Below are 26,084 nucleotides of genomic sequence, written 5' to 3'. Positions count from 1 at the left end.
CGGCCGGCGCGACGGCCCCGGGCCGCGGGTCCCACCGTCAGGCACCGACCACGGTGGGATCACCCGAACAGGACCCCTGTTCCACCGGACGCGCGCGTTGGTCGGTGAGCGGGCGACTTCTGAGTGCCGGGGCCGAGGCCGCGGCAACCCCGCTCCTTGGGCGCCGGCCGGTCGTCTCACGCTGACGTGCGGCGTCCTGCTCCTGCTCCAGTGCCGCCGTGCGGCGCGGCGCGAAGCTCCGCTCCCGCCCGAGCAGCCGCATCAGCGCCAGGTCACGGCCGGCCTTCGGTTCCCGTTCGGCGCACTCTGCCGCGTAGATCCCGATCAGGCCGTGGAATCGGTAGTAGTGCTTGGACACCCTTTCCACCAGGTGACGGTCGACGAGCAGATCGAGCAGGCGCCGGGCCGTCGCACGGCTCGTACCGGCCAGGGTCGCGGCCTGCTGGACGGTGATCGGGCTGGCGGGGTGCAGGCCCAGGTAGCGGAACATCCGGGCGGCCTCCGCCGGCAACGCCTGATACGACGACTCGAACACCGCGCGCAGGTTCGCGGCCGCGTCGCCCTCCACGGTGAGACGGTCCAGCAGCCCGCGTCTGTCGGCGTAGCGCACCACTGCCGCGGTCGGCGGCACGTCACGGGCCGCGTTCAGCCCTTCGGCCGCGCTGCGCAGTGCCAGCGGCAGCCCCTCGCAGATGCGCACCAGGCGCATCATGACCGCCTTCTCCTCACTCAGCCGCTTCCCGCCCAGGTAGGTGAGCAGCTCGACCGACTCGCGTTCGGTCAGCGGTCCGACCCTGATCAGGTGGGCCCCGTCGCGGATCGCGAGTCCGGCGAGCCGCTGCCGGCTGGTGGCAAGCACGGACGACGCGCCCCCGGGGATCAGCGGACGGACCTGCTCGGCGCTGAGCGCGTCATCGAGCACCACCAGCATCCGCCGCCCGTGCAGCAGACTGCGGTAGAGGCTGACCCGCCCGGCCAGGTCGCCGGGTATTCGCGCGTCGTCCACGCCGAGACTGCGCAGCAGTTGGGCGAGCGCCTCGGCCGCCGTGAGCGGTTCGCCCTGCAGTCCCGTGCCGCCGAGGTCGACGAAGAGCTGGCCGTCCGGGAAGCGGTCGGTGAGCCGGTGCGCCAGCTCCAGGGCGACCGCCGTCTTGCCCACGCCCGCCAGGCCGTCCAGCACGGCCACGGGTGTGCTGGCGCTGGACCGTGACCCGTCCTCGGCCAGCACCCTTTCCAGTGCGGCCAGTTCCGCCGCACGGCCGACGAATCCCCGGGCCAGCGGCGGCAGCTGGGCGGGGCGCGGGGTGTCAGGCGAGACACTGTCCGCGAGGTCACGGGCCGCCGCCGGCGCCGGGGACCGGTCCTGGCAGGCGGTGACCGCGCGCCCGGCCAGTATGTCCTGGTGCAGACCGGCCAGCTCCGCGCCTGGTTTGATGCCCAGCTCCCGGCTGAGCAGCCGCTGGGTCTCGGTGTACACGGTGAGGGCGTCGGCCTGCCTGCCGCAGCGGTACAGGGCGAGCATCAGCAACCAGCGCAGCTTCTCCCGCAGGGGCTCCTCGGCCACCGCCGTGGACAGGTCGGCGACCACCTCGCCGTGCCGGCCGGCCCTCAGCATGTCCGACGCCCATTCCTCTATGGCCGTCATCCTCAGGTCCTGCAGCCGAGTCCGCTCCATGGCCGCGAACGGCCCGGGAATGCCCGCGAAGGCCTCGCCGTGCCACAGGGCCAGGGCGTCCCGGTACAGCTCCAGGGCCGCTTTGGCGTCACGGCCCGCGTGTGCCCTGCGAGCCTGCGCGTGGCGCTGTGCGAACCGGGTGACGTCCACCGCCTCGGGGCTGATGCGCAGACAGTAGCCGCCGGCCGCCGAGGCGAGTACGGAGCTCGTGCCCCGCCTGCTGCGGCCGGGCTCCAGCACGCGGCGCAGCCCGGCCACATAGGTGTGCACACCGTTGGCGGCGGTCTGCGGGACGTCGCTTCCCCAGACGGCGTCGATGATGTGCTCGATCCCCAGGACGTCACCGGCCCGGCTGGCCAGCAGCGCGAGGACGGCACGCTGCTTCGGCGGGCCAAGGACGACCTCCTTGTCGCCCGTCCAGGCCCGTACGGGACCCAGTAGTTGAACAGACAGATGTTCCGCCGCTGTCAGCATGGTGCCGTTGCCTCCAGGAATGGACGGTTGATCGCCAGTAACGCCGTGCCTTGATCAGTCGCGCGCCCCGGCGCGGACGGTTGCCGCACCCGGCGTCGTGGTCCCGGCATCCTCGGTGGACGCCAGCAACGACGTGGCCACGCACCGCAGCTTCTCCCGGGTCTCCTCGAGTTCCCGGTCCGGGTGGGACTGCTCGACGATGCCGGCCCCGGCCCGCAACCAGGTCCGGCCGTCCTGCGCGTACACGCTGCGCAGCACCAGAGCGGCGTCCATGGTGCCGTCTTCGGCGACCTTCAGCACGGCACCCGCGTACGGCCCGCGGCGGTTCCCCTCGTGCCGGTGGATGGCCTGGTAGGCGGCGTGCTTCGGTACCCCGGACGCCGTGACGGCGGGGAAGACGGCGGCGAAGGCCTCCCAGGGACTCGTCCCCTCGGGCATCTGCCCCACCACGCGTGAGGCCAGGTGCTGGACCGAACCACGCTCCTTGACCGTCATGTACTCCGCGACGACGACCGACTCCGGCTTGCACGGGCCGACCAGTTCGTCGACCGCTACCTTCACCGAGATGGCGTGCTCGTGCAGTTCCTTGGGATCGGAGAGAAGGTCCTCACGGAGCTTGTGGTCCAGCTGGGAATCCCCGGTCAGAGCACGCGTGCCGGCCAGCGGCTGACTGGACACCCGGCGGTCGGCGGAGACCTCGACCACGGTCTCCGGGCTGAACCCGAAGCTGCGCAGTCCGCCCATGTCCAGGAGGAAGGACCGGGCGGGGGAGTTGCTCAGGCGGCCCCTGCGGTAGCTGGCCGGGAAGTCGACCGCGGATTCGACGGGTATCTCACGGGACAGGATGGCCTTTTGCAGTTTGCCCGCGCGGATCTCCTCGACGAGCGAGGCCACCTTCCGGCGGTAGTCGTCGGCGCCGCTTTCCAGGTCCACCCGGACGGGCAGCGCCTCGGCCGGTGCCGGTGCCGCCGCGACTCGGGCCACCGTGTCCTCCGCCGCGGCCAGCGCGGCGCTGTCGAGGCTGCGCAGCAGGATCCGGGACCCGGTCAGACGCAACTCCGTCTCGGGGACCACCAGATGGAGCAGCGTTCCCTGCTGCACCGTCATACCGGCGATGGCGTGGGAGAGTTCGAAGGCGCACCAGCCGTACGCGGTCCAGTCGCTGATCGGCAGGTCGGCCAGGAATTTCTGCACCACGGTCAGGGGTTCCCCGAACCACGGTTCCTCGCGGGTGACACCGAGTCTCGTACATCGAACGCTCTCGGCGTCGACGATCACCTCGGCAGCGATACCGCCGGCTATGGACCATTCACCCGCGGCCTCGTGGACCATGGATGTGTCGAAAAGGCCCGAGGCGGCGAGGCCGACCGCAATGTCCAGCGGTTCACGCGTGGTCTCCATCACGGCAGTGCGGTAATGAGTTTTCATCTCACTTCCTCCGAGTGGAGGGCGACGCCGCGTCCGGCGGAGCAGGACTGAGCTCGCCGGCGATCGCAGTCCTCGCCCTGGCGGAAAAATCCATGACAGATCGGGCAGGCGGTACAGGAAACGTTGGATTACAGGCAGGGAAACGGCACATGCCTCGACCGAGAAAATGCGCCGCCGCCCGTGCACACCAAAAGGCGGATTTCGACAGGGAGTGGATCGCGCTTCACTTGGTCAATGCACGAAAATGCGATGCCACTCGACTCATGCCGGAGAGCGGGGGGCTTTACCCGCGTAGAGCGGCCACCTCGCCGCTCGGGCCGTACGCGCTGCGGAATTGACTGATCGCTCGGACCGTGAAAGACCGGTAATTCATTCTCGCTGCGCGTCGACCAGACATCGCTTCCCCCGAGTCAGTGACCGTCATGTCGATGCCGTTACCGCACCGACCGAACCAGTTGGCGAGTATACCCAGCCAAGCACACTTACTCAACGCACCGCACAAGGAATCTTCACGTTTACCCGCGGCCACTCCACGGAAGATTCGTTGATCTTTCATTCGGACAGAACGGCCGTCGGCCGGTAAATGCGAGAACGCCGAAGCGGCGAAGACAGAATGGGAAAGCGACGGCAGGGGCCGACGGGGGATGGCAACCCCGGCCGTCGCGGCTCATGGTGGAATCTCGCTCGAGCACCGGCCGGCACATCGACAGGTTCAGCGGCGCCCTGCCCGGTTCAGCCCCGCCCGAGACACCCACTTCCCCCGAGTTTCCGTACCCGTACGTTGTACACGTACGATAATACTAGCCGGAGGACGGTCGGTTGTCACCGGCAAAGCGACAGGCGCGCCCAGCGTGTTGACGGTGACATGGCAGACGCGTCCGTAAGAGGATGGCCCGCATGCCCAACTCCACCACACCCAGGGGCAGTCAGCTGCCCCGCCAGGTCGCCGACGCCCACGTCGACGCCCTCGTCGACCTGGACCCGATCACCGGCACCTTTCTCGGCGTCGCCGAGAGTTCCGGCCGGCTCACCGACTTCTCGCCGGCGGGCCAGGAAGCCGTGGCCCAGCTCGCCCGTACCACCCTGGAGCGGCTCACCGCGGCCGAGGCCGCGCCCGGCGCGGACAGCGTCACCGAGCGGCGCTGCGCCCGGCTGCTGCGCGAGCGGCTCACCGCCGAACTCGCGGTGCACGAGGCGGGCGAGGGGCTGCGTACGGTCAGCAACCTCAGCTCACCGCTGCACCGGGTCCGCGATGTCTTCACGATCACCCCCACCGACACCGACGAGGACTGGGCGGCGATCGCCCGGCGGCTGCGCGCCGTGCCGGACGCGCTGGAGGGGTACCGGGCCTCCCTGGACGCCGGCCGCCGGCGCGAGCTGCCCGCGGGACCGCGCCAAGTCGCCACCGTCATCGATCAGTTGGCCGACTGGATCGGTACGGACCGTAGCTGGTTCGCGCAGTTCACCGACCCGGGGCCCGAGCGGCTGCGCGAGGAGCTGACCGCGGCCGCCGCGGTCGCCACCGGCGCCCTGGTGGAGTTGCGCGACTGGTTCCGGGACAGCTACGCCCCGGCCGTCGAGGGCGCACCGGACGTCGTCGGCCGGGAACGCTACAGCCGTCTCGCGCGCTACTACAACGGCACCGACCTCGACCTGGACGAGGCCTACGCGTACGGCTGGGCCGAGTTCCATCGTCTGCTCGCCGAGATGCGGGCCGAGGCCGGGAAGGTGCTGCCGGGCGCCCGGACCCCCTGGGAGGCACTGGCCTGGTGCGACCAGCACGGCGAGGCCGTCGAGGGCGTCGAGGAGACCCGGCAGTGGCTCCAGTCGCTGATGGACGAGGCCATCGACGCGCTGGACGGCACCCACTTCGAGCTGGCCGAGCGGGTGCGCCGGGTGGAGTCACGCATCGCTCCACCGGGCAGCGCCGCCGCCCCCTACTACACCGAGCCGTCGCTGGACTTCTCCCGGCCCGGCCGCACCTGGCTGCCGACGATGGGCGAGACCCGCTTCCCGGCCTACGACCTGGTCACCACCTGGTACCACGAGGGCGTACCCGGCCATCACCTCCAGCTGGCCCAGTGGGCACATGTCGCCGACAGCCTCTCCCGGTACCAGACCACCGTGGGCATCGTCAGCGCCAACGCCGAGGGCTGGGCGCTGTACGCCGAGCGCCTCATGGACGAGCTGGGCTTCCTGACCAGCGCCGAACGGCGGCTGGGCTATCTGGACGCGCAGATGCACCGTGCCATCCGCGTCATCATCGACATCGGGATGCATCTGCGGCTGCGGATCCCGGCGGACTCCCCCTTCCACCCGGGCGAGCGGTGGACGCCCGCCCTGGCCCAGGAGTTCCTCGCCGGCCACAGCAGCCGTCCGGCCGACTACGTGGAGAGCGAGATCATCCGTTATCAGGGCATGGCGGGCCAGGCCATCGGCTACAAGCTCGGCGAGCGGGTCTGGCTCGAGGGCCGGGAGGCGGCCCGCGCCCGGCACGGCGCGGACTTCGACCTCAAGGCCTGGCACATGGCGGCGCTGTCGCAGGGCTCACTGGGCCTGGACGACCTGCTGAGCGAGATCTCTGCGCTCTGAGCACCCCTCGGTTCGCGGCGCGGGCCGCGAGCGCGTGCAGCGGGTCCCCGGTGCCACCGAACAGGCGGTGACACCGGGTCCCCCGGCCGGCCATCACCGTCCGGGGGGGGGACAGACCGCCGGTGCGCCGAATGGCCTGATGCTAGGGTGGTGTCGCCCAAGCGTCCCGAGGGGGAAGTTCTCCGTACTCCCTGGCGTGTTAGAGCACCTCGCCAGGTTGCGACGTCAGGGCGGCCGGCAGCGGGTCCTGCCCATCCGGCGCCCGATCTGTTCCCCGGCGGCAACGGCCCCGCTTTCCAGCGCCGGCTGGGACCACCGAACCACCTGCGGGGCCCGGGCCCCCTCCCGACCGGATCGCCGTCGCCTGCCGCGCCCCCCTTTGTGACGGCCGCGGGATCGCTCACCAAGCCGCGAAGGAAGATGGACGGATGCAGCCCCGAACCAAGCGCACTGGCAGAACCGGCCGTCCGCCCCGGTTGTCGCAAGAGGCGATCATCGCGGCCGCGCAGCACCTGTTGGCGGCGGAAGGTGCCGACAGCCTGTCGATGAGACGCCTGGCGAAAGAGCTCAGCAGCACCCCGATGGCGCTCTACCACCATGTGCGCGACAAGGACGAGCTGCTGCTGCTCCTGCTGGAGGCGCACGCTCGGAGCATCCGCCGCCCGGAGCTGCCCGAGGAACCGCGCGACCGGATGATCGCCGCGGGCCAGCTGCTGCACGACGTGCTCGCCGACTGCCCCTGGATCGTCGAGGTGCTCGCCTCGGACGACCTCATGGCCACGTCCGCGCTGTGGATCGTCGAAGCGATGGTGGACGCCGCCGTCGGCTGCGGCCTCACCCCGGATCAGGCCGTCGACGCGTACCGCACCGTCTGGTACTACACCGTGGGCGAGCTGATGATCCGTGTGACCCGTGCGCGCCGGCAGGCCGAGATCGAGCAGCCCTCGCACCGGGACCGGGCGTTCGCCGCCCTGTCGACGGACGCGTACCCCCGGCTCGCGTCCCTCGCCGGCCGGTGGGCCGAGCTCACCGCCCGCGACACCCACCGTCAGGGCCTGGAAGCGGTGATCGACGGGCTGATCGCCCGCGTCTGATCCGGGTTCTCGCGCCGCGCGGCCCGTCAGGGGGGAGAGCCCCCGACGGGCCGCGCGCACATGCGGCTCGTGTCCGGCTCAGCCGGCCGAGCCCTCGGCGAGCACCTGCTCCCGCAGCGCCTTCTTGTCGACCTTGCCCACCGCCGTCAGCGGCAGTTCGGCCCGCACCACCAGACGGTCGGGCAGCTTGTAGGCGGCGATGCCGCGGGTCCGCAGGGCGGCCTGCACCTCCCGGAGCGTCGGCGGATCACCGGCGCCCGCGGGCACGACGCACGCGCACGTGCACTCCCCCATCAGTTCGTCGGGCAGCGCGATGACCGCGGCGGCCGCGATGCGGGGGTCGGCGCCCAGGTGCTCCTCCAGTTCCTGCGCCGGCACCTTTTCACCGCCCCGGTTGACCACGTCGTTGACGCGGCCGACCACTTCGAGGTTTCCGTCGGCCGTGCGGGTCACCAGGTCGCCGGTCCGGTAGTAGCCGTCCTCGGTGAAGCGGACCCGGTTGTGCTCGGGCGCCCGGTAGTAGCCGCGCAGGGTGTAGGGGCCGCGGGTGAGCAGCTCACCGGGCTCCCCCGGGGCGGCGGGCCGGCCGTCCTGCCGTAGCACCAGGACCTCGTCGGCCGGTGACAGCGGGCGCCCCTGTGTGCGGCACACGACGTCCCAGGGGTCGTCCAGCCGGGTGAAGTTGAGCAGGCCCTCGGCCATGCCGTAGACCTGCTGCAGCGTGCAGCCGAGTGCGGCGGGCACCTGCCGTGCCGTGTCGGCGTCGAGCTTGGCGCCGCCGACCTGGAGCAGCCGCAGCGAGGAGAGGTCGCAGTCGTTCCACTCCGTGGCTTCCAGCCACAGCGGCAGCAGCGGCGGGACGAGAGAGGTGTCCGTCGCCCGGGCCTGCTCGATGAGCGGGAAGCACACGTCCGGGGTCGGGGCCGCCGCCAGGACGGCCGTTCCGCCGAGCCGCAGCACTCCGAGCACGCCGGGGCAGGCCAGCGCGAAGTTGTGTGCCGCGGGCAGCGCCGCCAGGTACCGGCTGTCCGGGCCGAAGCCGCACAACCGCGCGCTCTCCCGCATCTGGTACGTGTAGTCGGCGTGGGTGCGCGGTATCAGTTTCGGCCGGCCCGTGGTACCGCCGGACAGCAGGAACAGCGCCACGTCGAGCGGGTCGGGCGCGGGCAGTTCGGCCGGCTCCGCGTCCACCTCGCCGAGCGCCCGGAAGGAGCCGGACCCGCCCGCGACCAGCACCTCCCGCAAGGTGGCGCAGCGGGCCGCCACCTCTTTGGCGAGCCGTCCGTACTCGCCGTCCAGGGACTCGGAGGGGCAGACGTAGACCGTCGCCTCCGCCGTGTCCACCAGATGGGTGATCTCCGCCTCGCGGTGCGCCGGGAGCGCGAACACCGGCAGGGCGCCCAGGCGGAACAGCGCCAGCGAGAGCACCACGAACTCGGGGGTGTTGGGCAGCTGTACGACCACGCGCTCGCCGGCCCGCAGTCCGCGTGCGCGCAGCCCCGCCGCCATCCGGTCGGCGGCCAGATCGAGTTCGCCGAAGGTGACGTGCCGCTCCGCGGTGACGAGGGCGGTCCGGGCGCCGCGGCCGGGCATCCCGGACGGCCACTCGCCGAGCGTCTCGCCCGTCCAGTATCCGAGCTGCTGATACCGCCGGGTCACGGCGGCGGGCGGGCTCACAAGGTCTTCGCTCATCGGGGTCCCCCCAAGTGTTCGCTGGGATCGGTCGGCCCGGGCCGGGCCGGGTGCCGGCTTCGTCGCCGCGCGCCGCAGCCGTACGGGTCACGGCATGCTGGGCCATACCGCGGGCGACTCGGCCGCCGCGTCACGGGCCTGCGCCACGACGTGGTCGAGCACCTGCCGGCGGTGCGCCTCGAGGTAGAAGTGGTCCCCCGGGAGGACGTGCAGGTCGCAGGGGCCCTCGGTGGCCTCGCGCCACGCCGCGGCCTCCCGCTGGTCGATCTCGGGGTCCCGGTCGCCGTACAGGACGGTGACCGGGACACGCAGCGGGACGCCGGGCAGCGGCCGGTACGTCTCGATGAGCTGGTAGTCGCGGCGGATGGTGGGCAGGACGGCTGTCATCAGGGACTCGTTGTCCAGGATGCCGCTGCTGGTGCCGCCGAGGCGGCGCAGATCGGCCAGCAGGTCGTCGTCGCTGCCGAGGTGCACCGTGCCCGGCCGCGACAGCCTCGGGGCAGGGCGGCCGGACACCACCAGGGCGGCGGGCGCCCGGTCCACGGCGGTCAGTCCCCGGGCGACCTCGTACGCCACGGCCGCGCCCATGCTGTGCCCGAACAGCACCGTGGGCAGGCGTGCTCCCTCCTGGTCCGCCAGGAGTTCGCCGGTGATCGCGCCGGCCAGCGCCGCCATGTCGGTGGGCGCCGGCTCCTCGTACCGGTCCTCGCGGCCCGGGTACTGGATCACCGCGAACTCGACGTCCCAGGGGGCGTCCGCGGCCCACCCGCGGTAATGGCTCGCGGCGCCGCCGGCGTGCGGGAAGCACAGCACCCGGGCTCTCGCGCACATGCGGGGCACCGGGCGGCGGATCGCCGTCCCGCCCCGGGCCGATATCGGGGGTTGGGTGAACATGTCTGCCTCACTCACTCGGTACGGGGGCCAGGGAGACCTGCCAGAACTGGGCGTAGCGGCCCTGTCGACGCAACAGCTCGTCGTGGGTGCCCTGTTCGACGATGCGTCCGTCGTCCAGGAAGGCGATGCTGTCCGCCTGCCGGACGGTCCGCAGCCGGTGGGCGACCACGACGACCGTCCGCCCCGTCAGCAGGCGGTCGATGCCGTCCTGGACGGCCCGCTCGTTCTCCGGGTCCAGTCCGGAGGTCGCCTCGTCCAGCAGGACGACCGGGGCGTCCTTCAGCAACGCCCGGGCAATGGAGACACGCTGGCGTTCGCCGCCGGAGAGCACCGCGCCGCCCTCGCCCACCCGGGTGGACCAGCCGTCCGGGAGCCGGGCCACGACCTCGTCCAGGCGGGCGGCCGCCGCGGCGGCCCGGACCTCGTCGTCGGTGGCACCGGGGCGGCCGAGACATACGTTCTCCTCGATGGTGCCGTCGAACAGGTAGACGTTCTGGAAGACGGCGGAGACGCGGCTCATCAGGTGGTCGGTGCCGATGTCGCGTACGTCCACACCGCCGAACCGGACGGCGCCGGCGTCCACGTCGTGGAATCGCGCGAGGAGTTGCAGCAGCGTGGTCTTGCCCGCGCCCGAGGGGCCGACCACCGCGAGGCGCGTGCCCTCGGGCACGGTCAGGGAGACCCCGTCGAGCACCGTGCGGCCACCGCGGCGGAAGCCGACCGAGTCGAAGGCGAGGTCGTTGTGGTGCGGCTCGACCGGTTTCCCGGGTTCCGGCAGTGGTTTCTCCTCGAGCACGGCGTCCAGCCGCTCCAGCTCGCCGCGCGACGCCCGCATCTGCCCGCTCAGGTCGGACAGTGACAGCAGCGGATCCACGCAGCGGGCGGCCAGCACCAGCAGCGCGAGCACCTCGGCCGGCTGGATCCGTCCGCCCAGGGCGAGCCAGGTGCCCAGCACCAGCAGCCCGGTGAACACGGCCTGCACGGTGAAGGACAGTCCCAGTACGCCGGGCAGCGCCGACAGCGCGGAGCGTCGTGCCGCGCGTCGCTGTCCGTCGAGCGCGTCGTCCAGCAGCCGGAACCGTTCGGTGGTCCGGCCGCCCACGCGCAGCACCGGCTGGGCGCGGACGTACTCGATGACGCGTCCGGCCGCCTCGTCGCCCCGCCGCGCGCGTTCCGCGTCCTGGGCGGCGGTGGCCCGGCCGGTCCAGATCAGCGTGGCGGCGACGACGGGTACGGCCACGAGGGCGGCCAGGCCCAGCCGCCAGTCGTAGCAGAGCATCACGGCGACCACGGTGAACGGTGTCACGCAGGCACCGATGAGTGGCTGGAGGCGGTGGGCCGGAACAGCCATCGCCTGCAGCACGCTGCGGCTGGCGAGGACGGTCACGTCCCCCACGCGGCGCGGGGTGAACCAGCCCAGGGGCAGCCGGGCCAGATGGTCACCCAGCCGGTGGTGCAGGCCGCGGGAGAGGGTGGCCCCGGCACGGAAGCCGGACACGTCCGCGCGGTAGCGCAGCACGGCGCAGACGGCCGCGGCGGCCGCGAAGGAGCCCAGCCAGGGCCAGGCGTCCTTCGGCTCACTGCCGAAGAGGGCACGGAGCAGCGGGACCAGCAGGGCGTACGAGAGGCCCTCGGCCACCGCGGTCGCGGTCATCAGGGAGAGCGTGCGGCGCAGTGGACGGGCGTACTCGTCACCGAGGACGCGCAGCAACAGACGGATCACCGGTACTCGCCTCCCTCGGTGGCTTCTCCTCGGTCCTGCGGCGCACTGTCGGGCCAGGCCTGCTGAGCCTCCCACATCGCCGCGAACTTGCCGTCCCGTGCCAGGAGTTCGGCGGGGGTGCCACGTTCCGTCACGGCTCCGTTCTCCAGCACGACGACGGTGTCGGCCTCGGCGATGGTCTCCAAACGGTGGGCGATGACCAGTTGGGTGCGGTTCTCCCTGAGCGTGTCCAGGGCGCGCCGCACGTCGTGCTCGGTACGGGGGTCGGCGAACGCGGTGGCCTCGTCGAGCACCAGCACCGGGGCGTCGGTGAGCAGGGCACGGGCGATGGAGATGCGCTGGGCCTCTCCCCCGGACAGCCCCGCGTCCTCGCCGATCACGGAGTCGTAGCCGCGGGGCAGTTCGAGGATCCGGTCATGGATGCGGGCGAGGCGGGCCGCGCGGACGACGTCGTCGCGGTCGGCGTGCGGGACCGCGAGGGAGATGTTGTCGGCCACGCTGGCGCGGAGCAGCCGGACGTCCTGGAGGACGAAGGAGACCATGCGGTACAGGTCCCGTGCCGCGATGTCCCGCAGGTCGACGCCGCCGAGCAGGACGGTTCCGCGTGTCGGGTCGAAGAACCGCGGCAACAGCTGGGCCAGGGTGGACTTGCCGCTGCCGGAGGGGCCCACCAGGGCGGTGACGGTGCCCTGTTCGAGGACGAGGTCGATGCCGCGCAGGACCTCGTGTCCGGGCTCGTAGGAGAAGCCGACGTCGCGCAGCTCCACCCGGTGCCCGCGGGGCGCCACCGGGCTGCTCGGCTCGGGCAGCGGTGCCACCCGCAGCAGGGCCTGGATCCGGCCGGCCGCCCGCTGGGCCGCCTGCACGTCGTCCAGACCGTGTCCGAGCGCGGCGACCGGGGCGGTCAGGCCGAGCCCCAGCAGCAGGAAGGGCAGCAGGTCGGCGGGCGGCATGGCGTCGCCGGTGATCAGCACCGCGCCGCCGGTGAGGACGACGACCAGGACGAACGGCGGGGACAGCACCAGGGAGGCCAGGGCGCCGAGGGCCGCCACACCGCGCACCCAGCCCAGGAAGTAGTCGGCGAAGTCGTCCGCCGCCTGGATGAAGGCGCGATGCGCGCGGCCCTTTCCGCCGAAGGCCTTCACCACGGAGATTCCCTCGACGAACTCGACGGCGGAGCCGGCGATCCGGCCCATGGCCGCGTCCAGGGCGAGTTGGTCACGGCGCCGGCCCTCCGACATGAGCATGAGGTTCAGCACCAGGCCGAGCAGCACCGGGACCAGCGCGACCAGGGTGAGCCGCCAGTCGATGACGAACAGGTAGACCAGGGAGGCCAGCGGCACGACGACCGCCGAGGTGATCTCCCCGGGGGTGTGGGCGGTCAGCGGGTGCAGATCGCCCACGTCGCTCTGCACGACCTGGCCGAGTTCGCCGGAGCTGCGACGCGCGTACCAGCCGAGGGGCACCCGGCCGAGGTGCTCGGCGAGCACCCGCCGCAGGGACAGCTGGAGCTCGCCGTCGATGACGTGCCCGATCCCCGAGGACGCGGCGCCGAACAGGACGCGGACGAGCAGTCCGATGCCGCCGACGGTGACGACGGCCCACACGTGGCCCTCGTCCACCGGGCCGGGCAGCAGCAGCGCGCGTCCCAGTTCCACGACGGCGATCAGCGGGGCGAGGCCCCCGAGGGCGCTGACGATCTGCAGCGCCAGGACGGCGGTCAGGCCGAGCCGGTGCGGCCGCAGCAGCCCGGTGAGCCCCTGCCCGGCGGAGGGTGCTTCGGTGGTCACTGCCGCACCTCCGCCGCCGGGGCGCCGACGCCGCCGGCCGGCTGTGCCGGCACGGCCTTGCGGGCGCGCGAGGGCAGGACGACGGCCGCCACGAGCGCGGCCACGGCCAGGATTCCGCCGGCCAGGCCGAGCCCCACGCCGAACCCGCTGGTCATGGCTTCCTTGGGTGAGTCGCCGGCCCGGAGGGCGCCGTCGGTGTGCTGGACCTGGACGGTCACGAGCACGGCCAGGCCGAGCGCGCCGCCGATCTGCCGGGCACTGTTGAGCAGCGCGGAGGCCATCCCCGCCTCGTGCGGCGGCAGCCCGTCGGTGGCCGTGCTGGTCGGCGGCACGAAGCACACGCCGATGCCGAAGCCGGCGACGAGGGACGGGCCGAGGATGTCGGCCATGAAGCTGCCCGAGGGGCTGATCAGACCGAACCAGCCGAAGCCGGCGGCCGCCACGAGACCGCCCGGCACGAGCAGGGCCTTGGCTCCGAGGGTGCTCAGCAACCGGGTCGAGACCGCGCTTCCGGCGATCATGCCGGCGCAGAAGGGCAGGAACGCCGCACCGGTGGCGACCGGCTTCAGCGCGAGCACCTGCTGGAGGTAGAGCGAGACGAAGTAGAAGCCCGCGAACTGCCCCGCGCAGACCAGCAGCAGGAAGAGATTGGCGCCACCGATGCCGCGCCGGGCCAGCAGCCCGAACCGGACCAGCGGGTCGGTCGTCGACGACCGCGTCTCGACCAGGACGAAGGCGAGAAGCAGCGCCGCCGCCCCCGCGAGGGTCCCGATGGTGGTGCCCGAGGTCCAGGCGTTCTCGTTGGTGCGGACGACGCCCAGGACGAGCAGTCCGATTCCTCCGGTGCCGAGGACGGCGCCGAGGGCGTCGAGCCGGCGCGGCCCCGCGGCGGTGCCGGCGGGTACGTGACGCATGGCCAGCCAGGCGACGGACAGGGCCAGCGGCACGTTGACGAACATGACCCAGCGCCAGCCGCCGTACTCGGTGAGCAGCCCGCCGGCGAGCACGCCCACCGCACCGCCGACGGCGGACACCGCGGCGTACACGCCCAGCGCCCTGGTGCGTTCCCTTCCTTCCCGCTGGGTGGTGGTGAGCACGGCGAGGGCGGCGGGCGCCATGGCGGCGGCGCCCAGACCCTGCACCACCCGGGCGACGATCATCTCGGCGGGGTTCTGGGCCAGCGTTCCGCCGAGCGACGCCACGGCGAACACCACGGCGCCGAGCACCAGCAGCCGGCGCTGTCCGTACACGTCGGCCGCGCGGCCGCCCAGCAGCAGCAGACCGCCGAAGACCAGCGAGTACGCGTTGATGACCCACGAGAGCTGATCCGGGTCGAATCCCAGGCCGGTGCGGATGGCGGGGAGCGCCACGTTCACGATCGACATCACCATCGTGACCGTGAACTGCGCCAGGGCCACCGCGAGGAGCACTCGACCCCGTCTCAGACCTTTCTCGTTCACTGCTCCTCCATGATTCTCGTACGCATTATTTGTACGCGTACGATAACTGTATCGGGGGCGCAAACCCTTGTCACCCCGAGGCGGGGAGCAGGTCGGCGGCCGTCACCGGGGCGCCCGGCCGGGGACTGACCTCCTGCGGATATCCGAGGACCCCGGTGAGGTCCTGCCAGGCCTGGGCCACCGTCAGATGCCGCTGGGCGCCGCGCAGCGGATCCCCGCCCTCGGCGATCCGCGCCGCCAGCTCGTCCAGGGCGTGCAGCACACCGTCCGGCCACACCTCCTCCAGCACCGTCTTCCAGGACGGCGCCTCGGCGGGCCCGAGCACCTCGGCACTGGGGCCCGGGCCGGGCAGGAACCTGCCCACGGCGTCCGGCACGGTGCGCGGTACGGGGCTCCAGACCACGGGGCCGTGGGTGTTGACCAGGGTCAGATTCCCGGCGTCCGTGCCGACGGTGACACGGTGCAGGAGGAGGCTGGTGCTGTCGTCACCGGACTCCATCCGGTTCTCCACCCGCAGGGTCAGCGGGACCCCGGCGACGGTGGCGTCCACGGAGGTGAGCGGGCGGCCCTCGGCCGCGGCGGGCGCCGTCAGCGACCAGGGGCGGACCCCGCCGAAGATCTCGCCGAGGATGTCCAGCAGGTCGAAGGAGACCTGGACGGCGCACATCGCGTCCACGAAGACCGGCGTCCGCAGCTCCACGAGCCGCCGTGCCGCGGCGACGAAGCGCCGTACGGGCTCCACGTGCGGGTAGAACGTGTTCAGCAGGTACTGCGTCCCGGTGCCGCGCGCCGTGCGCAGACAGTCCGCCAACTCGGCCGGATGCACCGGGTGCTCCTGCAGGACATGCACCCCGCGCTCCATCAACTGCCGGGCCAGCACCGCTCCCTGGCCGCCGCCCACGGAACTGGAGACCACCACGCAGGCGGCGTCCACGTCCCCGGGCAGCTGGTCGACCGAGGAGTACAGCGGCACGCCGTACTCCTCGGCGAGGGCCACGGACCGGGCGCCGCCGCGAGCGACGATGCCGGCGAGCTGATAGCGCTGCGGGCACCGGCGCAGCGCCGACAGGTACACCTGCCCGAAGCGGGTGCCGCACACCACGACGCGCAGCGGGGCGCGTTCCCGGCCGCTCATCGCCCGGCTCCGGAGCGCAGGGTGAGCGCCGCGGCGGTCCGCGCCACGTGCGGCGGCTGGACGCAGGTGAAGTGGTCGCCCGGCACGTCGACGACCGTGAGTTCACCCAGGCACAGCTCCCGCCAGAAACGCGTCATGTCGTCCTGGAATCCGGGGATGAAGTGCGTGGGCGCGAGCGGCCGCAGGAAGGTGATGTCGCCCGCGTAGGGCAGCGGGTCGTAGTGCGTGACGGCCTCGACGGTGTGCTCGAAGACCCGGTGCAGCGCGGCCACCTGGCCGACGTCGCCCAGGCCCGCCTCGGTGTGGGCCAGCGCCCGGTGCAGGGACTCCCGTCGCTCCTCACGGGAGCGCCGGCCCAGCAGCCGGAAGCGTTCGGCGACGGACTCCAGCCGGTCGTCCCCGTCGAGTTGGGCGAAGATCCCCGGTTCGAGCGCCTTCGGGGAACGGGCCAGCGCCGCGGCGAGTGCCCGGCCCATGTCGCCCTCGTCGGCGGGCCAGCCGAGTGCCTCCAGGTCTCCGCCCATGACGCGGGCGAAGGCGTAGTCGACCATCAGCTCGTCGTCCAGCCGGTACGGAATGCGATAGCTGGACACCACGGTCAGCCCGCGCACCGCGGCCCCGCCCTCGCTGAGCGCGCGGGCCAGTTCGGCGGCGATCAGCCCTCCGGAGCAGTAGCCCACCACCTCGACCTCGCGATGCCCCGCGGCGAGCACCTCGCGTGCGTACCGGGCGGCCAGGTCCTCGACGAGCCGGTGCGGGGCGAGTTCGAGATAGCCGTCGCTGTCCGGTACGGCGAGTCCCACCAGGGGGCCGTCGGCCGTCAGCTCCTTGATCAGCGGGCGGTACGGCGCGAGGGTCCCCAGCCCCTCGTGCACCAGCAGCCGCAGCGGACCGGTCCCGCTGCCGCCCAGGTCGACCAGCGCGGACGGCCGGCCGACGAGCGCGGACGGGTGGCCGGCCGTCCGGGTGCCGGAATCCGCCGGGGCCGTGAGCCGGTCGGCCAGGCCGGCGACCGTCGGGGTGTGCAGCAGCGCGCGCAGCAGGACGTCGAAGGAGACGGCCGCCGCCTCGGGCACGCACTCGCGCACCCGACCCACCAGTCGCGCCGCGAGCAGCGAGTCGCCGCCCGCGTCGAAGAACCCCTGCTCCCGGTCGGGGAGTTCACCGCCGAGCAGCTCCGCCCAGAGTTCGGCCACGCGCCGCTCCACCCCGGGGCGCGGCGGCTCGGCCGTCCGGTCGGCGGCGCGTTCACCGCGCCGCGGCACCCAGCCGAGCAGCCGTTTGCGGTCGACCTTGCCGTTGGAGGTCAGCGGCAGCGCGTCCACCACCTGGATGTGCGCCGGGACCATGTGGGCGGGCAGCCGTCCGGCCACCCACCGGCCGACGTCGTCGGCGTTCAGCTCGGCGCGGTCCTGCTTGAAGGACGCGGCGAACACCCCTTGCCCGAGCGCGGCGAAGCGGTCGTCCGGGCCCGGCAGGGTCAGCACGTCCCCGGCGCCCGCCTCGGTGAGCAGCCGGCGCCACTGTTCCTCGTGGACGAACAGGTTGCCCTGCTCACGCCGCAGGTCCTCGGGCTCCTCCATCATGAACGCCTGGGTGGCCGTGATCTCCGGGTGCTCCCTGGTCATCTCGAGCAGGCAGAGCCATCCCCGGGGAGCGAGCAGCGTCCGCAGCCGGTCGATGACCTGCGCGGTGTCGCGGGCGTTGTTGAGGGCACCGGCGCTCAGGACGACGTCGAAGGAGTTGGGCAGCAGGCCCTGCGACCGGGGGTCCCGGTTCATGTCGAACAGGCCGAAGCGCATCCCGGGCCGCCCGCCGAACCGCTGCCGCGCGTCGGCGAGGAAGTACTCCGAGACATCGGTGAACAGATAGTCCACCGGCCGGTCGCCCAGGGCGTCCAGGACGGGCCCGGTGGCGGCTCCGATGCCGCCTCCGACCTCGAGCACCCGCAGCGGCCGGTCCCGCACCCCGCTCGCCGCGCCGCCGACGGCGGCCCCGAGCGTCGCGAGCAGGCGTCGCGCGGCCAGGTTGTCGGCGTACCAGGCACGCGCCACCTCCTGGCTCCCGCCGGGGAAGAACAGCCGTACGGCCTCCTCCTCGCCGCGCAGCAGGGCGGGCAGGGCGTCGGAGTGGGCGCGGAAGTACGTGAGCAGCGGGGGCGGGCAGACCTCGGCGGGAGCGTGCGCGGCCAGCTCGGCCCAGGCGCGGTCGACCTCGGCGCGGTGGGGCGCGGCCCCTCCCCGCCAGGTGCCTTCGCCGGGCCCGCCGTATACGAGGCCGGCCCGCTCCAGGGCGTGCAGCCAGCGGCGCAGCAGTCCGTGGTGCCGTTCGTCGACCCGGAGCCGGCGGATCAGTTCCGCCTCGGCGAGGGCCTCCTGCCCCGCGAAGAGCCCGGAGAGGGCCAGCGCATCGGCCATGGAGAGCAGGAAGGCGCGGTCCAGGTGTGCCACATACGCGGCGACCCGCCCGGCGTCGGGGGCGCTGTCCTCCAGTGGCGCGGCGCTCACGGCGGCGGCCGCGGCCGCGACGGCACCGGCCACCGAGGAGTCGGGCGTGCCGGCGCGGACCGCCGGTTCCACGAAGGCGACGAGAGAACGCTCGAGTGCCTCGGTGCCCTCCACCAGGACGGCGCTGGAACCGACCGCCGGGTGCTCGCCGAGGACCGCGTCGATCTCACCGAGTTCGACGCGGTGTCCCCGGATCTTGACCTGCTGGTCGGCGCGGCCGAGGAACTCGATCTCGCCGTCCGGCAGATAGCGCCCGAGGTCACCCGTGCGGTAGAGGCGCTCCCCGGTCGCCGGGTGCCGCGGGAACCGTTCGGCGGTGCGCTCGGGGTCGTTGAGGTAGCCCTCGGCCAGCCCGACGCCGGTGATGTACAGCTCACCGACGGCCAGGTCGGGGCGGTCGCGCAGGGCGCTGTCGAGGATCCGGAAACCCTGGTTGGCGAGCGGGGTGCCGTAGGGGACGCTGCGCCAGTGCGGCTCGATGCGGCGGATGCGGTGGTGGATCGACCAGATCGCGGCCTCGGTCGCTCCGCCCAGGCTGACCAGTTCGGCGCCGGGCAGGTGACGCCCCGCGTGGGCGGGCAGCGCCAGCGGGATCCAGTCGCCCGACAGCAGCGCGAGCCGCAGCCGGTTCAGCTCGCGGGGTTCGGCGTCGAGGTAGTGGGCGAGCATCTGCAGCTGGGCGGGGACGGAGTTCCACAGCGTGACCCCGTGGTGTTCCGCCAGGTCCGCCCAGTGGGAGGGGTCGCCGCGGCGGGCGGGGTCGGGCAGCACCAGGGCCGCGCCGAGCGCCGTCGGCCCGAACAGGTCGTACACGGACAGGTCGAAGCCCAGCGCGGCGAGACCGAGGACGCGGTCGCCGGCACCGACCTCGAAGCGCACGTTGATGTCGTGCACGGTGTTCGCGGCGGCCCGGTGACTGATCATCACGCCCTTGGGCTCACCGGTCGAGCCGGAGGTGTGGATCACGTAGGCCAGCTCGCCGGGCCCCACCGGACGCTCGCCGGGGATGTCGGACAGGGGGAGCGGCGCGGCGGCGGACACGTCGACCGGGCGGCAGTCCGCCGGCAGCGTGCCCGCCAGAGCGGCGTCCGACACGACCGCGTGCCGGGCCCCGCAGCCGGTGAGGATCCGGTCCCGGCGCACCTGCGGCTGCGCGATGTCCACCGGAACGTACACCCCGCCCGCGAGCAGGGCGCCCAGGACGCCGATGACCTGGTCCCGGCCCTTGTCGATGAGGACGGCGACGAAATCCCCGGGACGGCAGCCCGCGGCCCGCAGTTCCCCGGCCACCCGTGCGGCCCGGCCGAGCCACTGCCCGTACGTCATCGAACCGGCAGCGTCGATGACCGCGGTCTCGTCGGGGAACCTCCTGGCGTACTCCACCAGCGGCTCGTGCAGCAGGCCGCCGGGCTCCGGGGCCGCCGTGGCGTTGACGGCGTTCCGGCGGGCCCGCTGCCGCTCGGGCAGGCCCAGCGGATCGGCCGCGGTCCAGGGCGCGTCCTGCTCCGCGAGCCGGTGCAGGAGCCGCGCGAACGCGGTGAACATGTCGTCCACCAGGCCGTCGGGGAACACGCCCTCACGGATGTCCCAGTTGACCTCCAGGCCGCCGAACTGGTCGGTGGCCTGGCAGTCGATCCACACCTGGGGTGTCTGACTGATCCCGTACACCGGCCGGAGCCGCTCGGCTCCCTCCCCGAGGGCCCGGCCCACGACGCCGATGCCGCCGGTGAACACCACGGGCATCAGGGCGGCTTCGCGTCCCCGGCGCCGGGCGAGTTCGCGCAGCACCTCGACACCGCCGCACAGACGGTGGTCGAGGTCCTCGAACAACTGCTCGCCCAGGCTCCGGGCCCGGTCGGTGAAGGCGGCTCGCTCCGACTGGTCCACCGCGAGCAGACTCACCGAGGTGAAGTCGCCGAGCAGCCGGTCCACGTGCGGATGGAGAGGCATCCGGTTCAGGACGGTGAGCCCCAGACTGAACCGGTCGGCGGTGCTCCAGCGGCCGATCGTCTCGGCATACGCGGCGAGCACGGCATTGGCCGCGGTGATGCCGTGTGCGGCCGCCCTGGTCTTCAGCGCCCGCCAGCCGTCCGCGGTCAGCGAGGTGGCCAGCCGGCGGAACCGGGGTGGCGTGTCGGCCGGGGTGTGGCCGTCGGCCAGGGGCAGGGCCGGCGCGGCGGGCAGGTCGTCGACCCGGTCCCACCAGTAGGCGCGGTCGCGCGCGTAGCGCTCGGTGTCGCGCAGCCGGCGTTCCGCGGCGACGTAGTCGCGGAAGGTGGCGTCGATGGGCGGCAGCCGGCAGCCGGGCTCCTCGTAGCGGCGGTCCAGTTCCGTCAGCAGCAGCTGGATGCTGATCCAGTCCAGCACCATGAAGTCCATCGACAGGTGCAGCAGGCTGTGGTCCGCGAGCCGCGTCAGCCTCAGCTCGTACATGGGTCGTTCGCCCGCCGGATGCACCCGGTGGGACAGTTCCTCGCGGACGGCGGCCGTCGCTTCGGACGCGGCCTCGGCGGAGGTCTGCCGCAGGTCGGTGACCTGGATGCGGGTGTCGGCGAGGGCCGGTGCGATGCGCTGGGTGCCGTCCTGCGAGATGACCGACCGCAGCATGTCGTGGCGCTCGACCAGGCTGTCCCAGGCCTGTTGCAGCTGCTCGGGGTCGAGGCCGGCGGGGCGCCGGAACTCCAGGTAGATGTGGCAGGAGACGCCTCCGTAGTCGAAGGCCTCGTCCCGGCCCAGCAGATAGGCGGACTGGATGTCCGTCAGCGGGAAGGGCTCGTGGCGGTCCCCCGGCTCGGCCTGCCACCCGGTCTCGGGGGCGGCCGAGCCGTTGGTACACGCCCCGTCGGCCGCGGCCTGGTCGGGCAGTTCGGACAGGAGCTGCTCCTTGCGGCCACGCAGGGCCGCGAGGAGTTCGTCCGTCATGGCGCCCCGCGGCGCACGGAACCGCAGCTGCTGCCCCTCCCGCCAGACCCGGATCCCGGCCCGCTCGAACTCGCTGATCAGCTCACCGACGGTCACAGCACACCCTCCTCGAAGTCACCGGCCAGGGTCTGCTCCCCCGGCGTCATGTCCCGGGCCGCGGAGCGCAGCCCCTCGATCAGCGCGCCCATTGCGGCGACGGTCGGTGCGCGCATCACGTCCCGCATGGGCAGTTCGACGCCGAGGACCCGGTGGACCTCGGTCACCAGCCGGGTGGCGAGGAGGCTGTCGCCGCCGAGCCCGAAGAAGTTCTCGTCGCGGCCCACCGAGGGGACGCCGAGCAGCTTCGTCCACAGCCCGGCGACGGACTGCTCCGTGGCTCCCCGGGGCGGCTCCGCGGACTCCCGCGGCTGAACGGCCAGGGAGGCGAGCATGCTCTGCACGGCCCGCCGGTCGACCTTGCCGTTGGCGCTCAGCGGCAGCACGGGCAGCGCCGCGAAGTGGCCCGGGACCATGTGCGCCGGCACCCGGTCGGCCAGCCAGCGGCGGAGTTCCTCCGGGTCCAGGCCACCGGTTCCGGCGGGTCGTTGTGCCGTCACGAGGACCTCTCCGGTGGCCTCCGTGCGCACCACGCGTGCGTGGACGAGTCCGGCGGCGGCGCACGCCCTCGCCCACCGCGGCCCGGAGTGCAGCCAGGACGCGCTCGGCCCGCCCGGCCGGAGCCGGCCGGCCTCCGCCTCGAGCGGCAGGGCGATGAGCAGCGCCAGCGGGGTGAGGCGGGTGCGTTCCAGGATGTGGAGCCGGCCTCCGGGCCTGAGCAGCAACGCCATGGTGGCGGCGGCGGTCTCGGGGTTCGGCATCCGGTGCAGGACGTTGGCGGCCACCACCGCGTCGTAGGCGTGCACCTGCGGGGCCGGCAGGACGAGGGCACCCTGATGGACGGTGCGCACCCGGTGCCCGGAGTCCGCGAGCCGGGCGTCGGCCGTCGCCAGGAGCGTGGTGGACGAACCGAGCAGCGTGTAGTCGACGGTGCCGGGTTCGAGGCCGGCGAGCAGCCGCGCGGCGCCGAGGCCGCTCGCCGCGTCCCAGTCGGCGACGGTCACGGGCCCGTCCGCCGCGTCCGCCCGCAGGTCGGCCGCGATGGCCGCGAGGCAGGTCCTGGTCCCCGGCATGGCGTCGGCCAGGCCCTCCGGTGACAGCACCGGGTCGTCCAGCAGCACCGAGGCGTGGGCCTCGCCCGTGAGGACGGCGGCCAGCATCGGGACCGCCCAGGCCAGCGCGTTCGCCACCGGCTCCAGATGGGTGCCGGCCGCCCGCTCCCGCAGCACCCCGAACCGCTCCGGGGCGCGCACCTCGGCCCACCGCGGGCCGGGACGGACCGCGCCGCCGTCGCGCCGTACGACGTCGAGCCGGGCGAGCTGGTCGAGCCAGGCGTCCAGGACGGGGCGTTGCTGCTCGCGCACCGGCATGGTCGCGGCGGGGGCGGGGGCGGGGACCACGACGGCGGTGATCAGCTCGGCCAGCACCGTCTCGACGAGCCGCAGTTCGAGCAGCTCGGTGTCGTGTGCGGGCCGGCCGTCCGGGTGCTGCGCCGGCTCGGCGTCGTCGGTGCCGTTCTCCTGGGCGAGGCCGTGGCCCGGGGCGCGCTCCACGACGGCGGCCATCAGTTCGCGGCGGCGGTCGCCGACCGTGACGACGACGGCCGAGGAGACTTCGGGGTGGGTCTGCAGTCCGGCCTCTATCTCGCCGAGTTCGACCCGGAAGCCGTTGATCTTCACCTGGTGGTCGAGCCGGCCCAGGAACTCCAGGTTCCCGTCGGGCCAGTAGCGGCCGAGGTCGCCGGTGCGGTACCAGCGCTCCCCGGCCACGACGGGAAAGCGCTGGGCCGTCAGGTCCGGCTCCCCCCGGTAGCCGAGGGCCACGCCGTCGCCACCGATCCACAGCTCGCCCGGCACCCAGTCGGGGCAGTCGCGGCCCCGGCCGTCGACGACCCGGAACCTCTGGTTGCGCAGGGGCTTTCCGTAGGGGACGGAGACCCACTGCGCGGGCACCTCGGTGATCTCGTACGCGTTGGACCAGATCGCGGCTTCGGTGGCGCCGCCGAGCCCGACGAGCCGACATCGCCCGTCCGTCGCGGCGGTCAGCCGTCCGGGCAGGTCCAGGCCGATCCAGTCGCCCGACAGCATGGCCAGCCGCAGCGAAGGAGGCAGTGGGGCCCCGTCCGCCGCGGTGAGCAGCATGTCCAGCAGCGCGGGAACGCTGTTCCAGACGGTCACCCCGTGCCGGGCGCACAGAGTCAGCCACTGGTTCGCGTCCCGCCGGTCGGACTCGTCCACCAGGACCAGGGCGCCGCCCTCGGCCAGCGGTCCGAAGATGTCCCACACCGAGAGGTCGAAGTCCAGCGCGGAGACGGCCAGCACCCGGTCCCCCGCGCCGACGCGGAACCGCTCATCGATGTCCTCGACGGTGTTGACCGCGGCCCGGTGGCTCACCTCGACACCCTTGGGCGTGCCGGTGGAGCCCGAGGTGAAGATGACGTACGCGGTGTCCTCCGGCGCGGCGGACACGGGGGCTTCGAGCGGCTCCTCGGCCAGTGCCTCGGCGAGGGTGAGCACCTCGGTGCCCGGGGTCTGCGGCTGCGGGACACCCGCGCCGTCCAGGACGAGCCGGGCGCCGCTGAGGTCCAGGATGCGGGCGCGTCGCGCGGCCGGCTGGTCGACACCGACGGGGACGTAGGCGGCGCCCGCGGCGAGGACGCCGAGGACCGCGGCGATCTGGTCCGGGCCCTTGGGCGCCGTGACCACCACGGACGCGCCTCGTCCCGCGCCCCGCCGGGCCAGGGCTCCCGCGATGCGCAGGGCGCGTTCGGCCAGTTCGCCGTGGGTGAGCCGCCCGCTGTCGTGCCACAGCAGCGCGGGCTCGGCCGCCCGCTCGCCGGCGTGCTCGAAGAAGGCCGTGTGGAGCAGGCGGCCGCTGTGCGCGCGGTTCGCGGAGTTCACCTCGTCGCGGCGGCGGCGCTGCGCGCCGGGCAGGGCGAGGTCCGGGCCGATGCCCTCGCCGTTCGCGGCGAGGTCGTGCAGCAGCGTCGTGTACGCGTCCATCATGGCGGCCGGCATGCCCGCGGGGAACAGGTCGTCCACGGTGTCCCAGGCGAGCAGCAGCCCCCCGTCCCGGGTGGCATAGACCTGGTGGTCGAGCCAGACCTGCGGGGTCTGGGAGAGCATCCAGGACAGCTCACCGAAACGCTCGGCGAAGGCGTCGGGGACCAGTGGGGCGTCGAGGTTGCAGGCGAAGACGACCGGCGCGCTGCGCGGCGCGTCGACGTCGGCGCGGACGAAGTCGCGCAGCACGTCCACGCCGGTGTACGCGGCGTGCGCCACGTCCTCGTGCAGCTGCTTCTGCACGGCCAGGGCGCGTTCCTCGAAGCGGTCGCCCCGGGTCAGGTCGACCTCCAGCAGCACGAGGCTGGTGAAGTCCGCGACGATGCGCCCGATGTGCGGATGCGCCTCCAGGTCGCGGTCGAAGAGGGGCAGATTGAGCAGGAACCGCTCCTCGCCGCTCCAGCGGGCGAGGACCTCGGAGAAGGCCGTGGCCAGGAGCACGGCGGGCGTGACGCCGGCCCGGGCGGCCCGCCGCTGCAGGGCGCGCCACTCGCCGGGGGCCAGCTCGCGGGTGCGTCGTACGAAGCGGGTGACCGGGAGGTCGGCGGGCTCCACGGCCAGCGGCAGCCGCGGACCGCCGGGCAGGTCCGGCAGCCGTCGCCGCCAGTAGGCGCGCGCCGTCTCGCGCTCGGTCTCGCGGGTCCCGGCCCGGTCGTGGAGGTACTGGCCGAAGGTGTACGTCAGCTCCGGTACCGACGCGGGGTCTTCGTACAGGGCCGCCAGGTCCGCGAGGAGCAGCCGGATGCTGTGCACATCGGCGACGAGCAGGTCGACGTTGAGGTGCAGCCGGTCGGCGGACCCGGGCAGCCGGCTCAGCTGCACGTCCAGGACCTCGCCGGCCGCCACCTCCAGGCGGCGGTGCGAGAGCCGGTCGCGCAGCTCCTCCAGCGAGCGGTGGGCGGCCTCCTCGGAGCGGGCGCGGAAGTCGTGCACGGTCAGCCCGGGCCAGGGCGACCGCGGCAGGACGCGCTGCGTCGCATCGGCCGCGAAACTCGCCCGCAGCATGGGGTGCAGGTCCGTCAGGGCGCGCACCGCGGTCTCCAGGCGGGCGGGGTCGACCTCCTGGGTGTCCATCTCCAGGTAGGCATGACAGCCGACCCCGCCCAGGGGCTGGTCGTCGCCGCGCCCGATCCAGTACGCCTGCTGCACGGCGGTGAGCGGGAAGCCGCCCCCTTCGTCGACGGGGACGCCCCGGGCCGGGGTCGGGGTCCCGTCCGGCGGGGGCGTCGGACCGGCCGTGCCCTTCAGCAGCTCGCACCACGCCGACAGCCGCGGATCCGCCGACAGACGTCTGAAGTCGACCCGGGCGCCGGCGCGGTTGAGCCGATTGATCAGGCGCATCAACTGCATGGACTGCAGGCCGACTTCGAAGAGGTTGACGTCATCGTCGGCGGGGCTCAGTTCCGTGCCCAGCAACCGGGAGACCTCCTGTCGCAGGGTCTCCGGATCCCATACGAGCGCTGCCGTGGTCACGGCCTGGGGCGACACCATCTCCTGTGACATCCATTCACTCCGGTTCGTCGATCTCATGCGAACGGCT

General features: G+C 73.3%; 12 protein-coding genes. 2 read left to right on the top strand and 10 right to left on the bottom strand.

The window, feature by feature from the left end:
* Positions 1 to 37: 37 nt before the first annotated feature.
* Together AC07C1_RS16900 and AC07C1_RS16895 are read right to left on the bottom strand one after the other, a co-directional pair.
* A complete protein-coding gene (locus AC07C1_RS16900) occupies positions 38 to 2,149 on the bottom strand; it encodes an AfsR/SARP family transcriptional regulator (protein WP_478939692.1) in 2,112 nt (703 codons plus the stop codon).
* A 54-nt stretch (positions 2,150 to 2,203) separates the two neighbouring features.
* Positions 2,204 to 3,577 (bottom strand): salicylate synthase, encoded by a 1,374-nt coding sequence (locus tag AC07C1_RS16895; protein WP_478939690.1) that lies wholly within the window; start codon positions 3,575 to 3,577, stop codon positions 2,204 to 2,206.
* Between the two features lie 897 nt (positions 3,578 to 4,474).
* Here AC07C1_RS16895 and AC07C1_RS16890 point away from each other — a divergent pair.
* On the top strand, positions 4,475 to 6,169 hold the full coding sequence (locus AC07C1_RS16890) for a DUF885 domain-containing protein (protein WP_478939688.1): 1,695 nt from the start codon (positions 4,475 to 4,477) through the stop codon (positions 6,167 to 6,169).
* 428 nt (positions 6,170 to 6,597) lie between these two features.
* Complete coding sequence (locus AC07C1_RS16885; protein ID WP_478939687.1) at positions 6,598 to 7,263, top strand: TetR/AcrR family transcriptional regulator; 666 nt, start codon at positions 6,598 to 6,600, stop codon at positions 7,261 to 7,263.
* Between the two features lie 78 nt (positions 7,264 to 7,341).
* Here AC07C1_RS16885 and AC07C1_RS16880 read toward each other — a convergent pair whose 3' ends face one another.
* The 8 genes from AC07C1_RS16880 to AC07C1_RS16845 form a co-directional block, all read right to left on the bottom strand.
* Positions 7,342 to 8,955 (bottom strand): (2,3-dihydroxybenzoyl)adenylate synthase, encoded by a 1,614-nt coding sequence (locus AC07C1_RS16880; protein ID WP_478939685.1) that lies wholly within the window; start codon positions 8,953 to 8,955, stop codon positions 7,342 to 7,344.
* 87 nt (positions 8,956 to 9,042) lie between these two features.
* On the bottom strand, positions 9,043 to 9,849 hold the full coding sequence (locus AC07C1_RS16875) for a thioesterase II family protein (RefSeq protein ID WP_478939683.1): 807 nt from the start codon (positions 9,847 to 9,849) through the stop codon (positions 9,043 to 9,045).
* A gap of 7 nt (positions 9,850 to 9,856) precedes the next feature.
* Entirely contained in the window at positions 9,857 to 11,572 is a 1,716-nt protein-coding gene (locus AC07C1_RS16870; RefSeq protein WP_478939682.1) for an ABC transporter ATP-binding protein, read from the bottom strand.
* Complete coding sequence (locus AC07C1_RS16865; RefSeq protein ID WP_478939680.1) at positions 11,569 to 13,362, bottom strand: ABC transporter ATP-binding protein; 1,794 nt, start codon at positions 13,360 to 13,362, stop codon at positions 11,569 to 11,571. The genes AC07C1_RS16870 and AC07C1_RS16865 overlap by 4 nt, the downstream gene beginning before the upstream one ends.
* Complete coding sequence (locus tag AC07C1_RS16860; protein ID WP_478939679.1) at positions 13,359 to 14,822, bottom strand: MFS transporter; 1,464 nt, start codon at positions 14,820 to 14,822, stop codon at positions 13,359 to 13,361. The genes AC07C1_RS16865 and AC07C1_RS16860 overlap by 4 nt, the downstream gene beginning before the upstream one ends.
* Before the next feature lie 70 nt (positions 14,823 to 14,892).
* A complete protein-coding gene (locus tag AC07C1_RS16855) occupies positions 14,893 to 15,957 on the bottom strand; it encodes a Gfo/Idh/MocA family oxidoreductase (protein ID WP_478939677.1) in 1,065 nt (354 codons plus the stop codon).
* Positions 15,954 to 21,482 carry a non-ribosomal peptide synthetase gene (locus AC07C1_RS16850; protein WP_478939675.1) on the bottom strand — a complete coding sequence of 1,843 codons (5,529 nt, stop codon included), beginning with the start codon at positions 21,480 to 21,482 and terminating at the stop codon, positions 15,954 to 15,956. Before AC07C1_RS16850 ends, AC07C1_RS16855 begins: the two co-directional genes overlap by 4 nt.
* On the bottom strand, positions 21,479 to 26,047 hold the full coding sequence (locus AC07C1_RS16845; protein ID WP_478939673.1) for a non-ribosomal peptide synthetase: 4,569 nt from the start codon (positions 26,045 to 26,047) through the stop codon (positions 21,479 to 21,481). Before AC07C1_RS16845 ends, AC07C1_RS16850 begins: the two co-directional genes overlap by 4 nt.
* Positions 26,048 to 26,084: the final 37 nt, after the last annotated feature.

The sequence above is a fragment of the Streptomyces sp. NPDC045022 genome, from assembly GCF_056432605.1.
Note: the sequence above shows the minus strand (reverse complement) of the source record. Positions and strands in the feature narration are given on the sequence as shown.

Excerpts from the sequence above, each read along its gene's own strand:
- AC07C1_RS16855 (WP_478939677.1), bottom strand. The coding sequence starts at position 15,957 with ATGAGCGGCCGGGAACGCGCCCCGCTGCGCGTCGTGGTGTGCGGCACC.
- AC07C1_RS16885 (WP_478939687.1), top strand. The coding sequence starts at position 6,598 with ATGCAGCCCCGAACCAAGCGCACTGGCAGAACCGGCCGTCCGCCCCGG.
- AC07C1_RS16895 (WP_478939690.1), bottom strand. The coding sequence starts at position 3,577 with ATGAAAACTCATTACCGCACTGCCGTGATGGAGACCACGCGTGAACCG.
- AC07C1_RS16875 (WP_478939683.1), bottom strand. The coding sequence starts at position 9,849 with ATGTTCACCCAACCCCCGATATCGGCCCGGGGCGGGACGGCGATCCGC.
- AC07C1_RS16880 (WP_478939685.1), bottom strand. The coding sequence starts at position 8,955 with ATGAGCGAAGACCTTGTGAGCCCGCCCGCCGCCGTGACCCGGCGGTAT.
- AC07C1_RS16890 (WP_478939688.1), top strand. The coding sequence starts at position 4,475 with ATGCCCAACTCCACCACACCCAGGGGCAGTCAGCTGCCCCGCCAGGTC.
- AC07C1_RS16900 (WP_478939692.1), bottom strand. The coding sequence starts at position 2,149 with ATGCTGACAGCGGCGGAACATCTGTCTGTTCAACTACTGGGTCCCGTA.
- AC07C1_RS16845 (WP_478939673.1), bottom strand. The coding sequence starts at position 26,047 with ATGTCACAGGAGATGGTGTCGCCCCAGGCCGTGACCACGGCAGCGCTC.